The 19,777-nt window shown below is 60.0% G+C and carries 16 protein-coding genes and 1 pseudogene; 6 read left to right on the forward strand and 11 right to left on the reverse strand.

Annotation, left to right across the window (positions count from 1 at the left end; all coding sequences use genetic code 11):
* Nucleotides 1-118: 118 nt before the first annotated feature.
* The 3 genes from hutU to hutC all read right to left on the reverse strand — a co-directional run bounded on the left by hutU (nt 119) and on the right by hutC (nt 3,577).
* Nucleotides 119-1,804, reverse strand: a complete 1,686-nt coding sequence (gene hutU, locus ACIONG_RS24195) for a urocanate hydratase (protein WP_401303179.1) — start codon at nt 1,802-1,804, stop codon at nt 119-121.
* A gap of 493 nt (nt 1,805-2,297) precedes the next feature.
* Nucleotides 2,298-2,870 carry a HutD family protein gene (locus tag ACIONG_RS24200; RefSeq protein ID WP_401303164.1) on the reverse strand — a complete coding sequence of 191 codons (573 nt, stop codon included), beginning with the start codon at nt 2,868-2,870 and terminating at the stop codon, nt 2,298-2,300.
* Nucleotides 2,867-3,577: a histidine utilization repressor gene (hutC, locus tag ACIONG_RS24205; protein WP_163013658.1), complete on the reverse strand. Its 711-nt coding sequence runs from the start codon at nt 3,575-3,577 to the stop codon at nt 2,867-2,869. The genes ACIONG_RS24200 and hutC overlap by 4 nt, the downstream gene beginning before the upstream one ends.
* Before the next feature lie 145 nt (nt 3,578-3,722).
* Here hutC and ACIONG_RS24210 point away from each other — a divergent pair, with 145 nt between their 5' ends.
* On the forward strand, nt 3,723-5,087 hold the full coding sequence (locus ACIONG_RS24210) for a formimidoylglutamate deiminase (RefSeq protein ID WP_401303166.1): 1,365 nt from the start codon (nt 3,723-3,725) through the stop codon (nt 5,085-5,087).
* A 145-nt stretch (nt 5,088-5,232) separates the two neighbouring features.
* On the opposite strand, the gene ACIONG_RS24215 is transcribed toward ACIONG_RS24210, so the two are convergent.
* Both ACIONG_RS24215 and ACIONG_RS24220 read right to left on the reverse strand, forming a co-directional pair.
* A complete protein-coding gene (locus tag ACIONG_RS24215; protein WP_103304218.1) occupies nt 5,233-5,802 on the reverse strand; it encodes a lipocalin family protein in 570 nt (189 codons plus the stop codon).
* A gap of 30 nt (nt 5,803-5,832) precedes the next feature.
* A complete protein-coding gene (locus ACIONG_RS24220; protein WP_401303168.1) occupies nt 5,833-6,087 on the reverse strand; it encodes a hypothetical protein in 255 nt (84 codons plus the stop codon).
* 293 nt (nt 6,088-6,380) lie between these two features.
* On the opposite strand from ACIONG_RS24220, the pseudogene ACIONG_RS24225 reads away from it, so the two are divergent.
* From ACIONG_RS24225 to ACIONG_RS24240, 4 genes and pseudogenes are all read left to right on the forward strand, one after another.
* A pseudogene (locus ACIONG_RS24225) lies at nt 6,381-7,403 on the forward strand (cache domain-containing protein); the annotation flags it as partial.
* Nucleotides 7,404-7,496: 93 nt separating this feature from the next.
* Nucleotides 7,497-8,261, forward strand: a complete 765-nt coding sequence (locus ACIONG_RS24230; RefSeq protein ID WP_371850962.1) for a methyl-accepting chemotaxis protein — start codon at nt 7,497-7,499, stop codon at nt 8,259-8,261.
* A 222-nt stretch (nt 8,262-8,483) separates the two neighbouring features.
* Nucleotides 8,484-8,756, forward strand: coding sequence for a type II toxin-antitoxin system Phd/YefM family antitoxin (locus ACIONG_RS24235; protein WP_095190102.1), 273 nt, complete (start codon nt 8,484-8,486; stop codon nt 8,754-8,756).
* The gene (locus ACIONG_RS24240; protein WP_401303171.1) at nt 8,753-9,085 is read left to right on the forward strand and encodes a type II toxin-antitoxin system RelE/ParE family toxin; all 333 of its coding nucleotides are present in this window, start codon (nt 8,753-8,755) and stop codon (nt 9,083-9,085) included. Before ACIONG_RS24235 ends, ACIONG_RS24240 begins: the two co-directional genes overlap by 4 nt.
* Nucleotide 9,086: 1 nt before the next feature.
* Here the strand turns inward: ACIONG_RS24240 and ACIONG_RS24245 are convergent, their stop codons facing one another.
* The 5 genes from ACIONG_RS24245 to ACIONG_RS24265 all read right to left on the reverse strand — a co-directional run bounded on the left by ACIONG_RS24245 (nt 9,087) and on the right by ACIONG_RS24265 (nt 18,741).
* Nucleotides 9,087-9,689, reverse strand: a complete 603-nt coding sequence (locus ACIONG_RS24245; RefSeq protein ID WP_401303173.1) for a DUF924 family protein — start codon at nt 9,687-9,689, stop codon at nt 9,087-9,089.
* 3 nt (nt 9,690-9,692) lie between these two features.
* Nucleotides 9,693-10,703: a class 1 fructose-bisphosphatase gene (locus ACIONG_RS24250; RefSeq protein WP_007909265.1), complete on the reverse strand. Its 1,011-nt coding sequence runs from the start codon at nt 10,701-10,703 to the stop codon at nt 9,693-9,695.
* A gap of 338 nt (nt 10,704-11,041) precedes the next feature.
* Entirely contained in the window at nt 11,042-12,406 is a 1,365-nt protein-coding gene (locus tag ACIONG_RS24255; protein ID WP_401303175.1) for a DUF3999 domain-containing protein, read from the reverse strand.
* A complete protein-coding gene (locus tag ACIONG_RS24260) occupies nt 12,403-15,999 on the reverse strand; it encodes a DUF2339 domain-containing protein (RefSeq protein ID WP_401303176.1) in 3,597 nt (1,198 codons plus the stop codon). The genes ACIONG_RS24255 and ACIONG_RS24260 overlap by 4 nt, the downstream gene beginning before the upstream one ends.
* 291 nt (nt 16,000-16,290) lie before the next feature.
* A complete protein-coding gene (locus ACIONG_RS24265) occupies nt 16,291-18,741 on the reverse strand; it encodes a glycogen/starch/alpha-glucan phosphorylase (RefSeq protein ID WP_103304212.1) in 2,451 nt (816 codons plus the stop codon).
* Nucleotides 18,742-19,001: 260 nt separating this feature from the next.
* Here ACIONG_RS24265 and ACIONG_RS24270 point away from each other — a divergent pair, with 260 nt between their 5' ends.
* Nucleotides 19,002-19,439: a YkgJ family cysteine cluster protein gene (locus tag ACIONG_RS24270; RefSeq protein WP_008080573.1), complete on the forward strand. Its 438-nt coding sequence runs from the start codon at nt 19,002-19,004 to the stop codon at nt 19,437-19,439.
* A 213-nt stretch (nt 19,440-19,652) separates the two neighbouring features.
* Here ACIONG_RS24270 and ACIONG_RS24275 read toward each other — a convergent pair.
* Nucleotides 19,653-19,777: hypothetical protein (locus ACIONG_RS24275; RefSeq protein ID WP_401303181.1), on the reverse strand; the 125-nt coding region annotated here is incomplete at its 5' end.

The following is a 19,777-nucleotide window of genomic DNA, read 5'->3' on the forward strand; positions in this document are numbered from 1 at the left end:
TTCTCTCGGGCTACTGAAACCTTGTGGGAGCTGGCTTGCCAGCGATGACGTCGGCACTTTCAACATCAATGCCAGTAGTGCCACCGCTTTCGCTGGCAAGCCAGCTCCCACAGGATCTTTATTTACCGGTAATCATCGGCAGGTTCAGACCCTGCTCCTTGGCGCAGTCGATGGCGATCTGGTAACCGGCATCGGCGTGACGCATGACACCGGTGGCCGGGTCGTTGTGCAGTACGCGGGCGATTCGCTCGGCCGCTTCGTCGGTACCGTCGCAGACAATCACCATGCCCGAGTGCTGGGAGAAGCCCATACCGACGCCGCCGCCGTGGTGCAGGGAAACCCAGGTCGCGCCGCTCGCGGTATTGAGCAGAGCGTTGAGCAATGGCCAGTCGGACACGGCGTCGGAACCGTCCTGCATCGATTCGGTTTCGCGGTTCGGGCTGGATACCGAACCGGAGTCGAGGTGGTCGCGACCGATCACGATCGGTGCCGACAGCTCGCCGCTGCGGACCATCTCGTTGAAGGCCAGACCGAGCTTGGCGCGCAGACCCAGACCCACCCAGCAGATACGTGCCGGCAGACCCTGGAAGCTGATGCGCTCGCGGGCCATGTCCAGCCAGTTGTGCAGGTGCGCGTCGTCCGGGATCAGTTCTTTGACCTTGGCGTCGGTTTTGTAGATGTCTTGCGGATCGCCCGACAGCGCCGCCCAGCGGAACGGGCCGATGCCACGGCAGAACAGCGGACGGATGTAAGCCGGTACGAAGCCTGGGAAGTCGAACGCGTTTTCGACGCCCTCTTCCTGTGCCATCTGACGGATGTTGTTGCCGTAGTCGAAGGTCGGAATGCCTTGCTTCTGGAATTCCAGCATGGCTTTGACGTGCACCGCCATCGACTGCTTGGCGGCTTTGATCACAGCGGCCGGCTCGGTCTTGGCGCGAGCGCGGTATTCGTCCCAGGTCCAGCCGGCCGGCAGGTAACCGTTGAGTGGATCGTGGGCGCTGGTCTGGTCGGTGACCATGTCCGGGCGTACGCCGCGCTTGACCAGTTCCGGGAGAATTTCAGCGGCGTTACCCAGCAGCGCGATGGAGATGGCTTTGCCTTCTTTGGTGTACTTGTCGATGCGCGCCAGGGCGTCGTCGAGGTCTTTGGCTTGCTCGTCGACATAACGGCTTTTCAGGCGGAAATCGATGCTGACTTGTTGGCATTCGATGTTCAGCGAGCAAGCACCGGCCAGGGTGGCGGCCAGTGGTTGAGCACCGCCCATACCGCCGAGACCAGCGGTCAGGACCCACTTGCCGGTGAGGTTGTCGTTGTAGTGCTGGCGACCGGCCTCAACGAAGGTTTCGTAGGTGCCTTGAACGATGCCCTGGCTGCCGATATAGATCCAGCTGCCGGCGGTCATCTGGCCGTACATGGCCAGGCCTTTGGCGTCGAGTTCGTTGAAATGCTCCCAGCTCGCCCAGTGTGGAACCAGATTGGAGTTGGCGATCAGCACGCGCGGGGCGTTGGCGTGGGTCTTGAACACGCCGACCGGTTTGCCGGATTGCACCAGCAGGGTCTCGTCGTCGTTCAGGTTGGTCAGGCTCTCGACGATCTTGTCGTAGCACTCCCAGTTACGCGCAGCGCGACCGATACCACCGTAGACCACCAATTCTTTCGGGTTCTCGGCGACTTCCGGGTCGAGGTTGTTCATCAGCATGCGCAGCGGCGCTTCGGTCAGCCAGCTCTTGGCGGTCAGCTTATTGCCGCGCGATGCACGGATTTCTACATCACGGTGCTTCGTAAATGTAGTAGCAGTGGTCATTTTGTTGTCAGTCACGAAAAAGACTCCTCAGCGATCAATTCAAACCAACCCTGGCAGTGGGCAAGCAGCCTGCGCGCTTCAATGCGCGACAAGCGAATCAGTGGACGCTGCGGGCTTATACGCATACGTCTTTACTTGTACATACAAGCATATGCAATCAAGCGGCCAACTTGCTGGAGGGGCGTTCAGGAAAAATCGCGGACAGGGCTACAGAGCGCCTGAAACAAGGCTTTCGGCGTTGATGAAAATTTTCGAGGAGATGTTCGGGGAGAATGGATGGCTGTTACGAAAGCAGGGTTTTGCGCCACGCTGGGGCGTTCGGTAACAAGTTGGTGCAATGGGGAAACAAGAAGTGTGAATGCACTTGTGGTGAGGGGATTTATCCCCGATGGGCTGCGCAGCAGACCCCTGCTTTCTAAACAAAAGCAGGGCCGCTTCGCGACCCATCGGGGATAAATCCCCTCACCACAAGTGTTTTATATGAGCAGGGAGATCAGCGTGCGGTCAGTTCGATCACGCAGCAACCGCCATTGGCCGCGACCTCAACCAGCCCGGTGTTACCGTCCAGTTGCAGGCAATCATGCCGTCCAAGCTGCGCGGTCTTTTCACCGACCGTTACTTCGAGGAGCTCACTGACACTGAACACCAGCACCGTCCCCGCCGAACTGAAAAACCGCTGCTCGCCATCCAGCCACTGCAACCGTGCGCTGTGACGCTGCGGCGCGTAGATCAGATTGAAGTCGCGGATCGCGCCGCCGAGCAGTGTGCAGGACACCTGACTTTCGCCGCTGAAAGCAAACGGGTCGAGCGGTAACAATGGCCGAGTATCGTCACCGTCCACACACAGGGTCATGCCGTCGCCCTGCAACACGGTGATCACCCGCTGGTATCCGGCGAAGGTTGAAAAACCGCCCGACTCGGCGATGTCGGCAATCGACAGACGCCAGCCAAAACCATCCAGACCGGCACCCGCGTCACGGGTGATTTCCTCGGTGCTGCCGCCGCCGTTTTTCCACGGCATGCGCGGATAACCTTCAGCGCGTAAAACCTTCACTTCACTGCTCATTTATGAAAGCGTCCTTCCAGACGATGACGAGAACCGGGATGGATCAGACGAGCAGCGGTCACCGGCTGACGCCCCGACCACGTGCGACGACGGATCAGCAGGCACGGCTCGCCCTTCTCGATCTGCAGCAACTTGCACTCGGACGGTTCGGCAAGAATCGCCTCGACCACGTGCTCGCCTTCGGTCAGTGGCGCGACCTGATTCAAATAGGCATAAGGGGTTTGCAGGGTGAAGTCCTGCTTGAGGTATTCCGGGGCGACCAGCGCGTTGACGAAGCGGTCTTCGATTTGCACCGGAATGTCGTTTTCGTAATGCACGATCAGCGAGTGGAACACCTTCTGCCCTTCGCGCATGTCCAGCGCCAGCGCACGTTCGGAACCGGCGGCCTCTTCTTCGAGGGTGATCACCTGGCAGGTGTGGCGATGACCACGGGAGGCGATTTCGTCGGCGATGTTGTGCACTTCGAACAGCGCGGACTGGCTCTTCGGCTCGGCGACAAACGTGCCGACGCCCTGCATACGCACCAACAGACCATCAGCGGTCATTTCGCGCAACGCGCGGTTGATGGTCATGCGGCTGAAGCCGAGCTGATTGACCAGCTCACTTTCCGACGGCACGCGGTAGTGCGGCGGCCAGTTACCGCTGTCGATCTGCTGGGTGATCATCTGTTTGACGCGGGCGTACAAGGGCGCCGGACTGTCGCCCATGTTCGCGGCCAACGGGGAAACTGGAGGCGGAGTCGGCACGGTTGATCCTTGTTCGTCGGTAGAGGTTGCTAGCTTGCCGGAGTTTACCGGGCAGGCAAACGTCTGTATATGTATATACAAATAACACACGATGGGGTGCTGAACCATGTCCGCTTTCTTTGCCGAACGCGCGCTGCTGCCTAACGGATGGGCCAACAATGTACGTCTTGAGGTCAGCGCCGATGGCCTACTGACCCAAATCCAGGCCGATTCCACCGCAGATGGCGCAGAACGGTTGAGCGGTCCGTTGCTGCCGGGGATGCCCAATCTGCACTCCCATGCCTTCCAGCGCGCAATGGCCGGGTTGGCTGAAGTGGCCGGCAACCCCAACGACAGTTTCTGGACGTGGCGCGATCTGATGTATCGGCTCGTCGGAAAAATCAGTCCGGATCAACTCGGCGTCATCGCCCGTCAGCTGTACATCGAAATGCTCAAGGCCGGTTACACCTCGGTCGCCGAATTCCATTACGTGCACCACGACAGCAACGGTCAGCCGTATGCGGACCCGGCTGAACTGGCGTTGCGCATCAGTCAGGCGGCCAGTGAAAGCGGCATCGGTCTGACCCTGCTGCCGGTGCTCTACAGCCACGCAGGCTTCGGCGGCCAGACACCCAACGATGGCCAGCGCCGCTTTATCAACAGCAGCGAAAACTACTTGAATCTGCAATCACGCTTGCAGCCGCTGCTGGCTCAGCAAAAGGCGCAATCATTGGGTCTGTGCTTCCACTCGCTGCGCGCGGTCACACCGCAGCAGATCAGCGAAGTATTGGCCGCCAGCGACAAGCAATGCCCGGTGCACATCCACATCGCCGAACAGCAAAAGGAAGTCGACGACTGCCTGAGCTGGAGCGGCCGCCGCCCGCTGCAATGGCTCTATGAAAACGCCGAAGTCGATCAGCGCTGGTGCCTGGTCCACGCCACTCATGCCAACCCGGAAGAAGTCACGCTGATGGCCAAGAGTCGCGCCATCGCCGGTCTGTGCCTGACTACCGAAGCGAACCTGGGCGACGGGATTTTCCCGGCGGTGGATTTCCTCGCTCAAGGCGGACGCATGGGTATCGGTTCCGACAGCCATGTGTCGCTCAGTGTCGTCGAGGAGTTGCGCTGGCTGGAATACGGTCAGCGTCTGCGCGATCAGCGGCGTAACCGTTTGTATGGCGCGGATCAACCGATGGTTGGCCGTACGCTGTACGACGCAGCGCTGGACGGTGGCGCTCAGGCATTGGGGCAGCCAATTGGTGCGCTGGAAGTCGGCAAGCGTGCGGACTGGATTGTGCTCGATGGCAACGATCCATATCTGGCGACCGCCAGTGGTGACGGGATTTTGAATCGCTGGTTGTTTGCTGGCGGGGACCGTCAGGTGCGCGATGTGCTGGTCAACGGCCAATGGGTGGTGCGTGACGGGCGGCATGCTGGCGAAGAGGAAAGTGCACGCGCGTTCACCCAGGTTCTGCGCGACCTTTTAGGCTGACACAAGAACCTGGCTGATCGTTCCCATGCTCTGCGTGGGAATGCCGCCCGGGACGCTCTGCGTCTCAAAAGCGGACGCAGAGCGTCCATTGAGACACTCCCACGCGGAGCGTGGGAGCGATCAAGCATTGGTTTTGCAGTGTTCTTTAATTCGAGGTCTTGGCCATCTGCCGATCCGACGCTCGCCAGATCAGTCGCGTGGTGTCGTAACCCTGTTGCCGCGCCTTGCTCAGCAGCTCTTCACGCACCACACCGTTGACGGTCGGCGTACGTGACAGCAACCACAAGTACTTGCGACTCGGATCGCCGACGATGGCGGTCTTGTAGTCGTCGCTGACGTACAACACCCAGTATTCGCCCTTCGCAACACCCGGAATCAACCGCGAGAACCAGGTATCGAACTCGACCCACAACTTGTCGGTCTTGCCCGGCACCTGTGGATAAGCCGTGCCCTTGACCTCTTCCCACTGCCAGTCCGCGGTCATGCAGCGGTTGAACACCGCGACGTTGCCATCGGGCTTGAGGGTGTAACGGGCTTCGGATTGCGCGCAATTGCGCTGGAAATACATCGGCAGACGCGCCAGCTCATACCAGGTGCCCTGATAACGCTTGAGATTGACGCTGTTGACGGTCTTCGGCGCCAACGGATCCACGCCGGAAGTGGCGCAGCCGGCCAGTACCAGGCCAGCAAAAAGGATAAGCAATAACCGCTTCATTTTTCTTCTCCGTGGGCGCGAAGCCCCGGTTTACTTCAGGCCTTGGCCGGAAAACATCAGCACTTTGTCACCGGCGTACTGCACGCTGATAAAGCTGTTCTTGTCGCCCCAGGTGCAACTGGACATGCCGAGCGCGCCCGAACAATCGGTTGGTTTACCGAGCAACGTTTCCACTTCGGCCTTGGCCATGCCGGCAGACAGTTTCGAGTAGTTTTCCTGGTTGATCTTGCTGCATGCGGCCAACAGCACGCAAAACGACAGCAGGGCGAGGGATCGCAGCGACATGGTGTAACTCCTGGAACGAGGGGGGATGGCATGGTGCCAACCAGAAGCTTAGAAGAGAAAACCCTCTTCTGGTTCCCTCGACCGAGGGCTATTTATCTCGCCACTCGTCCGGCATTTGTCGCTAAATCAGACACTTTGTAGGGCTATTGAGCATTTCGTCGCATTTCGCAAAAGACGCCTAATCTTTGGCGCGCCGCAGTCGAAATAAGAGCAGCGCAAAGCCCCCGAGTGTGGCAAATTGCCGCCCTTTCTTGACCAGCCCCTTCGCGGTAGTTCATTCGATGACCAGAAACATGAAATTCAGCCACAAGATCTTGTTGGCTGCCGCCCTCGTGGTGGCCGTTGCGTTCGCCTGTTTCATTTTCTTCAACGACTATCGACAGCGCGAAGCTTTGGGCAGCAGCACCGAAGCGTCGATGCAGGAACTGGGCAGCCTGACCACCAGCAACATCCAGACCTGGCTGGAAAGCCGCATTCAGTTGCTGCAGTCGCTGTCGCAACAAGTGGCCGTCGACGGCAACGCTCCCGCCAGCCTGAAACGCATCATCGACCTGCCCGCCTACACCGGCAATTTCCAGCTGAGCTACTTCGGCGGTGCTGACGGCGTAATGTTCTCGGTCCCTGCCGGCAACCGCGCACCTGACTATGACCCCCGCGCCCGTGGCTGGTACAAAGCGGCCAACAGCGCGCAACAGACCATCGTCACCGAACCGTACATTGCCGCCTCGTCGGGCAAACTGGTGATCACCGTCGCCACCCCGGTACAACGCCAGGGTCAGATGATTGGTGTCGCCGGTGCCGACATCGACCTGACCAGTGTCAGCGCGATCATCAACTCGCTGAACTTCGGCGGCCATGGCCACGCGTTCATCGTCAGTGCCGACGGCAAAATCCTGATTCACCCGGACAGCAAACTGGTGCTCAAGACCCTCGCCGAGGCCTACCCCAACGGCGCGCCGAAAGTCAGCCCGGGCCTGAAAGAAGTCGAGTTCGACGGCAAGACCCAACTGATCTCGTTCACCCGCGTCAACGGCGTACCGTCGGCCGACTGGTACGTGGCGCTGGTGCTGGACAAGGACACCGCGTTCTCGATGCTCAGCGAATTCCGTACCTCGGCGCTGATCGCTATGGTCATTGCCGTGGTGATCATCATCGCCCTGCTCGGCATGCTGATCCGCGTATTGATGCAGCCGTTGCTGACCATGGGCCGCGCCATGCATGACATCGCCGAAGGTGAAGGCGACCTGACCAAGCGGCTGGTGATTCACGGCAACGACGAGTTTGGTGCACTGGGCACCTCGTTCAACCGTTTCGTCGAGCGTATCCACACCTCGATCCGCGAAGTGGCCTCGGCCACCGGGCAAGTCAACGAAGTCGCCCTGCGCGTGGTCGCCGCCTCGAACTCGTCGATGTACAACTCCGACCAGCAAGCGACACGCACCAACAGCGTCGCGGCGGCGATCAACCAGCTCGGCGCCGCCGCCCAGGAAATCGCCCAGAACGCCGCGCTCGCTTCGCAACACTCCAGCGATGCGCGCAGCCTCGCGGTCGACGGCCAGCAGGTTGTGGATAAAACCATCCAGGCCATGCAGCAGCTGTCGGCGAAGATCAGCGATTCGTGCGGCAACATCGAAACCTTGAACAGCAACACGGTGAACATCGGTCAGATTCTGGAAGTGATCACCAGCATCTCGCAGCAGACCAACCTGTTGGCACTGAACGCCGCCATCGAAGCCGCCCGTGCCGGTGAGGCTGGCCGTGGTTTTGCGGTGGTTGCCGACGAAGTCCGCAACCTCGCGCACCGCACCCAGGATTCGGCGCAGCAAGTGCAGAAGATGATCGAAGAGCTGCAAGTCGGCGCGCGTCAGGCCGTGAGCATCATGACCGAGAGCCAGCGCGAGAGCGAAAGCAGCGTCGGCATCGCCAACCAGGCCGGCGAACGTCTGGGCAGCGTGACCCAGCGCATCGGCGAAATCGACGGGATGAACCAGTCGGTGGCCACCGCGACTGAAGAGCAGACGGCGGTGGTCGAGTCGATTAACGTGGACATCAACGAGATCAACACGCTGAATCAGGAAGGTGTGGAGAACTTGCAGGCGACGTTGCGGGCTTGTTCGGATCTTGAGCAGCAGGCGGCGCGGCTGAAGCAGTTGGTGGGTAGCTTCCGCATTTAAGGCGCGGCCACTGGCCCTATCGCTGGCAAGCCAGCTCCCACATTGTTTTTTGGGGAAACACAAATTGTGTAAACACCGAAGATCCCTGTGGGAGCGGGCTTGCTCGCGAAAGCGGCATTAGTGACGAAAGAGTTTTGAATTGAAACACGCTGGTCAGCTCACACTGACGGTGGACTGAATTAAGACTAAACTCAGTCCTGTTCAATTTGGCGGGATTCAATCATGAAGCTTTCATCGCAAATCAAACCGATCAGTTACTTGAAAAGCCACACGGCCGAAATAGTCAAATCAATCACAGAAAGCCGCGAGCCGCTGGTAATCACCCAAAATGGTGAAGCCAAGCTAGTGGTCATGGATGTGAAAAGCTTTGAAGAGCAAGAAGGCACAATGGCCCTGCTTAAACTTTTAGCGATGGGTAATCGGGAGATCGAAGAAGGCAAGTTCAGTGATGCTGAAGATGTCTTTACCGAACTGGATAAGGCCGATCATCAATGAGTTTAAAGGTCGTTATTCTTCAGTCGGCACAAACAGATCTCAAAGAACTTTGCAGCTACCTCGTCAGACAGTTCTCAAGCCAAATTTGGCAAAGCACTTATGCCGATCTCAGGGCTGCGATTCTTGGCCTCGCAGATCTGCCTTATTCAGGCTCAATCCCCGAAGAAATCGAGAAGCTCAATCTCGGCCAATACCGCCAGATTGTGTTGGGGATGAACCGGGTTATTTATGAGGTGCGAGAAAAAACGGTTTTCATCCATATCATTGTCGACACACGAAAAAGCCTGCCGGCGCTGTTGATGAAACGGCTTCTACGAGGCAATCCTTGATTTAGAACCTTGACCCAGGCTCAGAAAGAAACACCAACTCCTCAGCCGTAGACTCCCTTCTCAACACCGCATTGCGATGCGGAAACCGGCCAAAACGCGCGATCACTTTCTGATGCCGCTCGGCATAGTCCAGGTTATCGGCAAACACCGCCCGCTCCCCTTCCGGCTGTTCAGCCACCAGATCGATAAACCGCGAAACCGCTTCGTTCTGCACCGCGAGATTTTCGCAGTGTTCAAAGACGAGGTAGATGAACACCCGCTGAATCGGCTTCAGTTGCCGATCAAAGTCCGCCGCAATGCCTTGCGCGACAAGCTTCTGCGCGCGCAGATCGCCGGAAAAGGCTTTGGGGGTGTCGCGAAAGATCATTCGCGGCAGTTGATCGAGCAGCAGCACCAGCGCCAGCCAACCTTCGGGACGTTGCGTCCACTCGGTCAATCCGCCGGCCAGGGCCTGATCGACAAAGACCCCGAAACGCTCACGCGCTTCGAGGTCTTGACTGTCTTTCTTGCCAAACCACAACCCGCCCTTGTCAGCCGAAATGTCGTCCGGTGATTCGGCGTGTCCGAACCACCAATCGAGCAACGGCTGCCAGGGCGCGGTCATGGTTTATTCCTTGTGGTAGGCCGTAGCGCGGGCCACTTCTTCTTTCGAGCCGAGGAACACCGCTACGCGCTGGTGCAGGCCTTCAGGCTGAATGTCGAGAATACGCTGGTGACCGTCGGTGGATGCGCCGCCCGCTTGTTCCACCAGGAACGACATCGGATTGGCTTCGTACATCAGACGCAGTTTGCCGGGCTTGGACGGCTCACGGCTGTCGCGCGGGTACATGAACAGACCGCCACGGGTCAGGATGCGGTGAACGTCGGCAACCATCGCCGCGACCCAACGCATGTTGTAGTTCTTCTTCAGCGGGCCTTCTTCACCGGCCAGCAGCTCGCCTACGTAGCGTTGTACCGGGGCTTCCCAGTGACGCTGGTTGGACATGTTGATGGCGAATTCCTGGGTGGACTCAGGAATGGTGATGTCTTCGTGGGTCAGCACGAAGCTGCCCATTTCGCGGTCCAGAGTGAAGCCTTTGACGCCGTCGCCCAGGGTCAGCACCAGCATGGTCTGTGGACCATAGATCGCGTAACCGGCAGCAACTTGCTGAGTGCCTGGTTGCAGGAAGGCTTTTTCGTTCAGCGGCTCGTTCTGGCTGAGGTATTCGTTCGGGCAACGCAGTACCGAGAAGATGGTGCCGACCGGAGCGTTGATGTCGATGTTCGACGAACCGTCCAGTGGGTCGAATACCAGCAAGTAGGCGCCTTTCGGGTATTTGCCCGGGATCTGGTAGGCATTGTCCATTTCTTCGGACGCCATGCCGGCCAGGTGACCGCCCCATTCATTGGCTTCGAGCAGAATCTCGTTGGAGATCACGTCGAGCTTCTTCTGCACTTCGCCTTGCACGTTTTCAGTGCCCATGCTGCCCAGAACACCACCCAGGGCGCCTTTGGACACGGCGTGGCTGATTTCCTTACAGGCACGCGCCACCACTTCGATCAGGAAGCGCAGATCGGCAGGAGTGTTGTTGCTGCGGGTCTGCTCAATCAAATAGCGACTCAAGGTAACGCGGGACATGGACGGCTCCGGTGGAATGGGGGGCTAAAAACCCGCGCAGTTTACAGGGAGTCTGAAAACGTAGCGAGCGAAGACGCCCGGTAACGTGCGTTGGGGTGTATTTGCCTGCATGAGACGTGATTGTCGGTGGAGAGTTCAGGTAGCGGATTTAGCGTAGTCCGGTTCGGGACGGGTGGTGGTTGAGTGAAGCAACAGTTTGAGGATTTTTGTTGGCTGATCGGCCCTCATCGCTGGCAAGCCAGCTCCCACAGGTTCTTTGGTGTACACAAGATATGTGAACGACCGAGATTACTGTGGGAGCTGGCTTGCCAGCGATTGGCGCGCAGCGCCATTCATGCTCAGGAATTGGTCGGTGGCTTGCGCAGCAGACTCGCCGCCATCGCCCCGAGGAACACCACGCTCACCAGCAACACCGCCCACAATCCGATCTTCTTCCAATTGGTCTCAGCCACCGCTGCAGTGGTCGCCGTCGAAGTCTGCGTGACCACCACGTCACCCTGCACCGTCGCCTTACCCAACGTCGCCAGTTTCTCCGGTTTGAAATCGGGGATCAGCGTCGACAACGGCAAATTCGCCGTTCGCACGCTCGGATTGCCCAACGCCAGGCTGTACGGCCCGTCCCCACGCGCCAGGAAGATCACCTGAGTCGCCCGCACCGCGTATTTCATACTCGGCGCCTGCTCACCCAAACCGCCGCCACGTTCATCCACCGTCAGCTTCAACTGCTGAACAGTCTGCCCGTACAGCTGCAATTCGTTCTGCACCACGTCCTGGCCATTCTGCGCCAGGCGATACAACAAACCACTGCTCAGCGTCTGCCACGGCAGGCTGCTCTCGCGCCGACCCGCCAACGTCACTGGCGCCAAGCTGTTTGGTTGCTTCAGTTCAACCAGCACCCGCTCGACGTTGAGCCCCATCGGCAATTGCCAGGTGTACTCGCCCGCCTTGGTGCTACTGCCGGTCAGTTCTGGCGACCAGACCAACGGCAGCGGCACGTTGCGCGGGTCGCTGCTTTTCAGTTGCGCCGAGGTCAGGGTCGGTGCCGAATTCGGCGATTCCCACAGCAGGCGCACATAGCGGGCGGATTGCCCGGGTAACGTCACTTCGTGCTGTTCGATGCGCTCATCGGAAAAGGTCAGCCGCGCCACCTGGCCTTCGCCCCACGGTTGCCAGTGCTGCAAGTCGTCACTGGCCTCGATGCTGAAACGCTGGAAGCCATCGCGCTCGCTGGTCCAGTCGAGGATCAGCTGTTGCAACGGCGCCTTGATCGCGCTGGCATCGAGCAGCCAGCCACGCAGCACTTCTTCACCGGCCTCCAACTGACTGGACGGTTGCACTTCAACCAGCGTGCCGGTTGTGGTGGATTGCACGCGTACGTTCGGCGCGCGCTCCGTGGCGTCGGCGGCGGTGTACAGCGGGAACCACTTGACCTCATGCAACTGGCCGTCGTCGCGGGTCTGCGCCGATTCGCGGGCCAAGGCATAGGCTTGCACTTCGCCAGCGGCGTTAAACACCCGCAAGTCACTCAGATCAGTCTGACGCGCCTGCAATTGCACGCTCAGCGGCAGTTCGAGGCGATACCACGGGCCATTGCCGCTCACCGTCAGCGGCACCTGCGTGGCGAAGTCCGCCGGTTTTTCCTGGGCGCCGGCCGCCATCACCACGCCCAACGCCAACCACCCCAGATTTCGCATGCGACTCAAGATGAAACTCCTTCGGTTTCCGGGACAGGCTTGCCCGCCGCCGGCTCGGCTTCGACGCGTTTGGGTGGTAGCGGCGCGAAATAGCCCACCACCAGCAACAACACGCCGACGCCGATAAACGAAACGATCCGGGCGAGACCGCCACGGTTGCTCAGTTCGACAAAAATCAGTTTGGCCACTACCAGCGCAATCAGCGCCGCGCCGATCAGCCACACCTCACGACGATGACGCAAATGCCCGCCGATCATCAGCCCCAGCGCCATCAACGTCCAGATGATGGACAACCCGGCCTGCACCAGCATCGATTCCAGCAGTTGATCCAGCTCGAACGGAATGCCCGCCCAATGATGCGCGGCACGGGTCACCAATGCCGTGCAGAAGGCGAACAGCGAAACCCCGGCGATCAGTTGCGTATTGTTATCAGCGTAGTCCTGGCGGATCGACAACTGCGACACCGCACTGCGCGACCAGACGTAAACGCCGAACAAGGCGAACAGCAGACCCAGTTCCAGCGGATTGAGCAGTGGCACGTACGGCAGCGGTTCGGCATTGCCATCGCTGACGCCGTTGGCCAGCCAGAACCAGCCAAGCATCAACACTGCCAGCGGTGCAGCGGCGTACAAACGGTATTCGCGGGCAAACGCCGCCACCGGCCATGGCCAGTTACGCGGTGCAGCCGCCATAAGCAGATACAGGCTCGGCAGAATCGCCCAACCCAGCCAGCGCCAGGCGTTGTATTGCTCGGACAACAGCAGCAAGCCGTAGCGCAATTCCAGCGCCAGCACGCCGATCAGCAGCCAGCAACCGAGCACATGCGCAGTGCTCAAAGCGCGGGCCGGCAGCATCGGTTGCAACCGCCGCAGACTGAAGAAGTGCACGGTGAACACCAATGCCCACGCCAGCCAGCCGAAGTCTGCCGCCGGGTGATAACGCGAATGCCACGCCGCCAATAACACCAGTCCCGCCGCCGGAATCAGCAACGTGCAGAGCAGGCCCAACGCCGGCCATTTCAGACGCAGAGACAACAACGTCCAGAGTGCAACACTCAGTGCCGCGACCAACAACAAAAGTGTGCCCTGTAGATTCAACGGCGCAAATCGCAGCACCTCGCTGACCCACGCCAGCGCCCACCAACCGGCGCCCCACACCAGCAAGACCTCGGACAAGCGTTGCAAACTCAGCGCATCAAATGCCGAGGCGTGATTACCCAATTGCAGACGCCACGCGCCGATCATTGCGGCCAGACCCAGCACCAGCGGCGTCCAGAAGCCGCCGTGGGCCAACGGTCGCAGCCCTTCGCTGGACAGCGGCCCGAGCAACTCGGGGCCGGCCAGCAAAAACGCCGCGCCACCGATCAACTGCAACAGCAGACCGAAAACAAAACTCACACGCTGCTTGAGGTACAGACTCAGCCAGATGATCAACAGACCACTGGCCGCCCACACCGCACTCGCGGTCTGCCACGGCAGCACGAACAGCACCGCCAGATTGATCAGCACCAGACCGGCCAACAGCACCACCGACAAGCCGCGCAGCAGACGCACGTCACCGCGCACCATCTCATCGCGCGCCGCCAGCAGCATGCCGGCGATCAGCGCCAGACCGATCAGCGACGCACTGAGCAAGCCGCTCCAACCGGCACTGAACACCGCCGCAGAATCCTCGCCCGCGCCTTGCAGACGCAACAGGAACAACGCGCCGCCGAGCAGTTGCACGGCAAATGCGGTGAACAGGAACGTGCGCGATTGCAGGCGCAGACCAACTAATAACGTTGCCAGCCCGGCCAGTGCCCAACTGATCGCCGTGCCTTGAACGAAGAAGAACAATGGCGCCAGCAGATAAAGGAAGGTCAGCCCCAGACACGCCAGCACCGGCAGGCCTTGGCGCTCCCACGGCGACGTCTGCTCCGACGCGGCTTGGCGCAGTTGATAGAAGCTGAACAGCAGCGCCGCGCCGAGCATCAATGCGCCAAGCGGAGCGCCATCGAGCAGACTGCTCTCGCCGACATTCAACTGACTGAGGAACGCCAACGCCGAACCGAGTTGCAGCAGCAAGGCAAAGGCCCGGGCGAACGGTCGATGCTGTCGCAAACCGAGCCAGAAAATCCCCGCGCCTTCCACCGCCCACGCCGCCGACGTCCAGCGCGCATCGAGCCCCAGCGGGATCGCCAGACTGGCAAAAATCACCCCGAGCGCCAGACAGGTCTCACCCAGCAAAATCGCGCGTCCGCCCATCAATACCTTGGCCAGCGCCATGTAGATCATGCCCAGCGCGAGGGCGCTGAACGCGGCGGCGAACTCTAGATGCTGCACCAACGCAAACTGCAAACCGAAACCAATGATCGGCGGGCCAAACAACATCGTCCCATCAACGTAATCGCCCTTGCGCGCCGACCATTGCAGGAGCGCGTCACGGTCGCCGTCCGCCGGCGCGTCGGGCATGTCGAGCAACTTGCGCCGAGCGAACAGCAGGCCGATGGCGAGGTACATCAGGAAGAACAGAATCAGGAACGGCTCGGTGCTCCACAAAAGCTCCGGCGTGTACGAACGCAGGCCCCAGGCGAAACCGATGCCGAAGGTGCCGACGAAGCCGATCAGGTTGAGCAGCCGCCAGGCCTTGAACCAGGCGATGGTGAGAATGCCAGCGTTGAGCAAGGCGAAATAACTGAACAACGCGACATGGTTGCCAGCGCCGGTCGAGGTCAGGATCGGCGCGGCGAAACCGCCCAGCGCGGCCACCGCTGCCAGCGCCAGCGAGTCTTGGGTGATCGCCAGAATCGCCGAGAACACCGTCACCGCCACCAGCAAGCCAAGTGCCGCCGAAGGATCAAGCAACGGATGCAAACGCATCGCCGCAAACACCGTCAGGTACAGCACCGCGATCCCGGTGCCTTGCAGCATCAACGCGTAATGGCTGTTGCGATGACGTAGCCACCAGCCCAGCGCCAGCAGGCCGAGCGCCGCCGCCGCGACCCCGGCGTAACGCAACTCGATCGGCACGACCATGCCTTCGGTGGCGTAGCGCAGCAGGAATGCCAGACCGAAGAACAACAGCACCACACCGACTCGCAGCACGGTGTTGCCGCCGAACAGCCAGTTACGCGCCGCGTCGAGGCCGCGCTCGATGAGATTCGGGCCACGGGGCTCGGCAGGTTGTCGGGGTTCAGGTTCAGGCGTAACGGCGTCCAGACGCCAGACATCGTCCGGTAGCGGTTGGTTGGTTTCGCGAGTGACGGCGGATAGCGGTTCCAGATCGGCCGGCAGTTCCCAGACCAGTTCAGGGGCTGGAGTCGGCGCCTCTTCGACAACTTTGGCGGGTTCGGCGACTGGCTCGGCGGCAGGTGCCGCACTCGGAGGTGGCGCTGCACGGAGCGGCGCGCCTTCCAGCAAAAACAGACGCTGTTCGACGGCCTGCAAGGCGACTTTCGCCTGTTCAAATTGACGCTGCTGTTCCGCCGCCTGCGAGCCAAGCCGCGCGATGTGGAACGTCTGCCCGATCGCCAAACCCAGCAACGCGCCCAACAGCGCCGAGCTGAACGACTCATCGAGCAGCCAGCCAAGCACCAGCCCGATCAACATGAACATCCATTGCATGGTCGATATCCCTAAGCGGCCCCAAGGCGAGGCGAGTCCGGCGATTGCATCAGTCTAGGCACAAACCCTGTAGGAGTGAGTCTTTGTGGCGAGGGGATTCATCCCCGACGGGGTGCGAAGCGGCCCCAAGAATCTTGGGACAGCTGCACTGTCCATCGGGGATAAATCCCCTCGCCACAGGGTTCAATCCTTTCAGTGATATGCGGCGCCTGATGCGGCCCGGTAACCGGCGCTCAGTATATCGATCCGGCCCAACAAACGTTGGGCCTTGCGCACAATTGTTGCGGAAAGTTACTCCAGCGCTTTCCAGATATCCGTGGCGTACTCGCGAATCGTCCGGTCGGACGAGAACCAGCCCATCCGCGCGGTGTTGAGCACCGCCGAACGCCACCAGTTGTTGCTGTCGTGCCAGTGCTCTTCGACGCGCTTCTGCGCTTCCCAGTAGGAATCGAAGTCGGCACAGACGAGGAAGCGGTCGTAGTCCACCAGCGAATCGATCAGCCCGGTATAGCGCGACGTGTCGTCCGGCGAGAACACCCCGCTGCGGATCGCTTGCAGCACATCGTTCAATCGATGGGAGGCGGCAATGTCCGGTGCGGCGCTGAACTCGTGGTTCTGTTTGCGCGCTTCAACCTGCTGGGCGCTGAGACCGAAGATGAACATGTGCTCGGCACCAATGCGCTCACACATTTCCACGTTGGCACCGTCCAGCGTGCCGATGGTCAGTGCGCCGTTGAGGCCGAACTTCATGTTGCTGGTGCCCGACGCTTCGAACCCGGCAGTTGAGATCTGCTCGGACAAATCCGCCGCCGGAATAATGCTCTCCGCCAGGCTGACGTTGTAATTGGGCAGGAACACCACTTTCAGCAAACCACGTACGGTCGGGTCGTTGTTCACCACCCGCGCGATGTCGTTGGTCAGTTTGATGATCAGCTTGGCCTGGTGATAACTCGCAGCCGCTTTACCGGCGAAGATTTTCACTCGCGGCACCCAGTCGACTTCAGGCTCGGCACGAATGGCCTGATACAGCGCCACGGTGTGAAGCAGGTTGAGCAACTGGCGTTTGTATTCGTGGATCCGTTTGACCTGGACGTCGAACATCGCCGCCGGATTGACCGCGATGCCCAGACGCTCGTGAATCAGATAGGCCAGGGCTTTTTTGCTGTGCAGGCGCTGCTCGGCAAAGGCTTTGCGGAACGCAGTTTTCTCGGCGAACGGTTCCAGATCAAGCAAGCGCTCTTCGGGGTTATCCAGCACATCCGGGCCGAGAGAGTCGACCAGCATCGAGGTCAGTTCAGAGTTGGCCTGGAACAACCAACGGCGGAAGGTGATGCCGTTGGTTTTGTTGTTGATCCGCTCCGGGTAGAGCTTGTGCAGTTCGGCAAACACGGTTTTGCGCATCAGTTGCGTGTGCAGCCCGGACACGCCATTGACGCTGTGCGAACCAAGAAACGCGAGGTTGCCCATACGCACCCGGCGACCGTTGTCTTCTTCGATCAGCGACACAGCGCGCAGCACGTCGAAATCGTGAATGCCTTTGGCACGCAGCGAGTCGATGTGCTGGGCATTGATCAGATAGATGATCTGCATGTGTCGCGGCAGCATGCGTTCCATCAAGCCGACCGGCCAGGTTTCCAGCGCTTCGGGCAGCAACGTGTGGTTGGTGTACGACAGCGTGTCGACGGTGACTTGCCACGCCGCATCCCAGGCCACGTCGTAGACGTCGACCAGTTGGCGCATCAGTTCGGCGACGGCAATCGAAGGGTGCGTGTCGTTGAGCTGGATCGCCGCGTGATCGCCCAAGGTCAGCACCGAGGTGTGCATGTTGCGGTGACGACGCAGCAAATCCTGCAAGGAGGCGGCGACGAAGAAGTATTCCTGGCGCAGACGCAGTTCCTGCCCCGCTTCAGTGCTGTCCGCCGGGTAGAGCACGCGGGAGATGCTTTCAGCACGGGCCACTTCGGCGACAGCACCGAGGTGGTCACCGGCGTTGAAACGCTCCAGGTGCAAATCTTCCATGGCCCGGGCACGCCACAGGCGCAAGGTGTTGACGCTCGCTCCGCGCCAGCCGACTACGGGTGTGTCATAGGCAATCGCGCGGACGGTCTCCGCTGGCGACCAGACTTGCTTGGTTTTGCCGCTGGCATCGGTGACGGTTTCGACGCTGCCACCAAAGCCGATGCTGTAAACGACTTCCGGCCGCTCGAATTCCCACGGGTTGCCGAAATCCAGCCAGTGCTCCGTCTGTTCTTGCTGCCAGCCATCGACGATCGCTTGGCGGAACAAGCCATGTTCATAACGAATGCCGTAGCCGTGTCCGGCGATGCCTAGGGTCGACATGCTTTCCATGAAGCACGCTGCCAGACGACCGAGGCCGCCGTTGCCGAGCGCCGCATCCGGCTCCAGCAGTCGGATGCGTTCCAGATCGACACCGAGTTCGGTCAACGCTTCACGGGCGACGTCGAGCAGGCCGAGGTTGCTCAGGCTGTCATAAAGCAAACGGCCGATGAGAAATTCCAGCGAGAGGTAGTACACCCGCTTCTGACCTTTGCGGTAGATCTGGCGCGTGTGGTCCATCCAGTGCTCGACCATGTGGTCGCGCGCGGCCAAAGCAATCGCTTCAAACCAGTCATGGTCGAAGGCGTGATCGGGGTCTTTACCCACCGCATAGGTGAGTTTGGTCAGGACGGCGTCGCGGAATGCGGCCACCTCTGCTTCGCGAACTAGTGGTTCTTGAGTCATCGATAGGACCTCGAGCGAGCGGGGAATTGTCTGAGCCTAGACGGTCTGACCGACGGTAGCGGCGCAGGTTCGGCAGTTTTTCCTGAGACGGTGAGATGGCCCGGCATTACACTGGCGGATGAGCTAATGAATGCAGGGGCCGTGCCGAACTGTTCGGCAAAAAGCCTGCATGCAGAAAAAATCTGGCGAAAGGTTGTTCAAAAATCCACCAGTCCCGGTATGATCGCGCGCCCTGATGCACACACGCCTGGTAACTCCCGATGATGAAGCCCAACCTGATTGCCGCCGCCGAGATCGATCGTCTCGATACGTGGGCCAAATACTCGGCCCCGATGTGCGGTTCCTGCATCTCCAGCTGCTGCACGCTGCCAGTCGAGGTGAAGATCAAGGATCTGGTGCGCATCGGCGTGGTCGACGAGTTCGAACTGGGCGATCCGCCGAAGAACATCGCCAAGCGCCTGCAAAAGGAAGGGCTGGTCGAACGCTTCAATCAGAAGTCGGGGATCTTTACCCTCCAGCGCATGAGCAACAACGATTGCTACTACCTGGATCGTAAGAGCCGCCTGTGCACCATTTATGACAAGCGCCCTGATACCTGCCGCAATCACCCGAAGATCGGCCCGCGTCCGGGGTATTGTGCGTACAAGCCGAAGGAAGTGGTGCGCGAACAGAATTTCCGGGCGATCGAGAAGTTTTGATCTGCCCTGAAACGTTCAGCGGCTGATCGGCCGCCATCGCTGGCAAGCCAGCTCCCACAATGATGTGGTTGTATACATATTTTATATACGACCCATAACCCTGTGGGAGCTGGCTTGCCAGCGATGGGCCAGTGCACACACCACACAAATCCCAGACAAACAAAAACGCCCCCGGTCTCGCGACCGGGGGCGTTTTTTCAAGCTCGGGCTAAATTACGCCTTGGCTTTCTTGGCAGCGCGGGTACGCTCGCTTTCGTCCAGGATCTTCTTGCGAAGACGGATGGACTTAGGAGTAACTTCGCACAGCTCGTCTTCCTGGATGTATTCCAGAGCCAGTT

This window comes from Pseudomonas sp. NPDC087817 (assembly GCF_044742875.1).
Lineage (GTDB): Bacteria > Pseudomonadota > Gammaproteobacteria > Pseudomonadales > Pseudomonadaceae > Aquipseudomonas.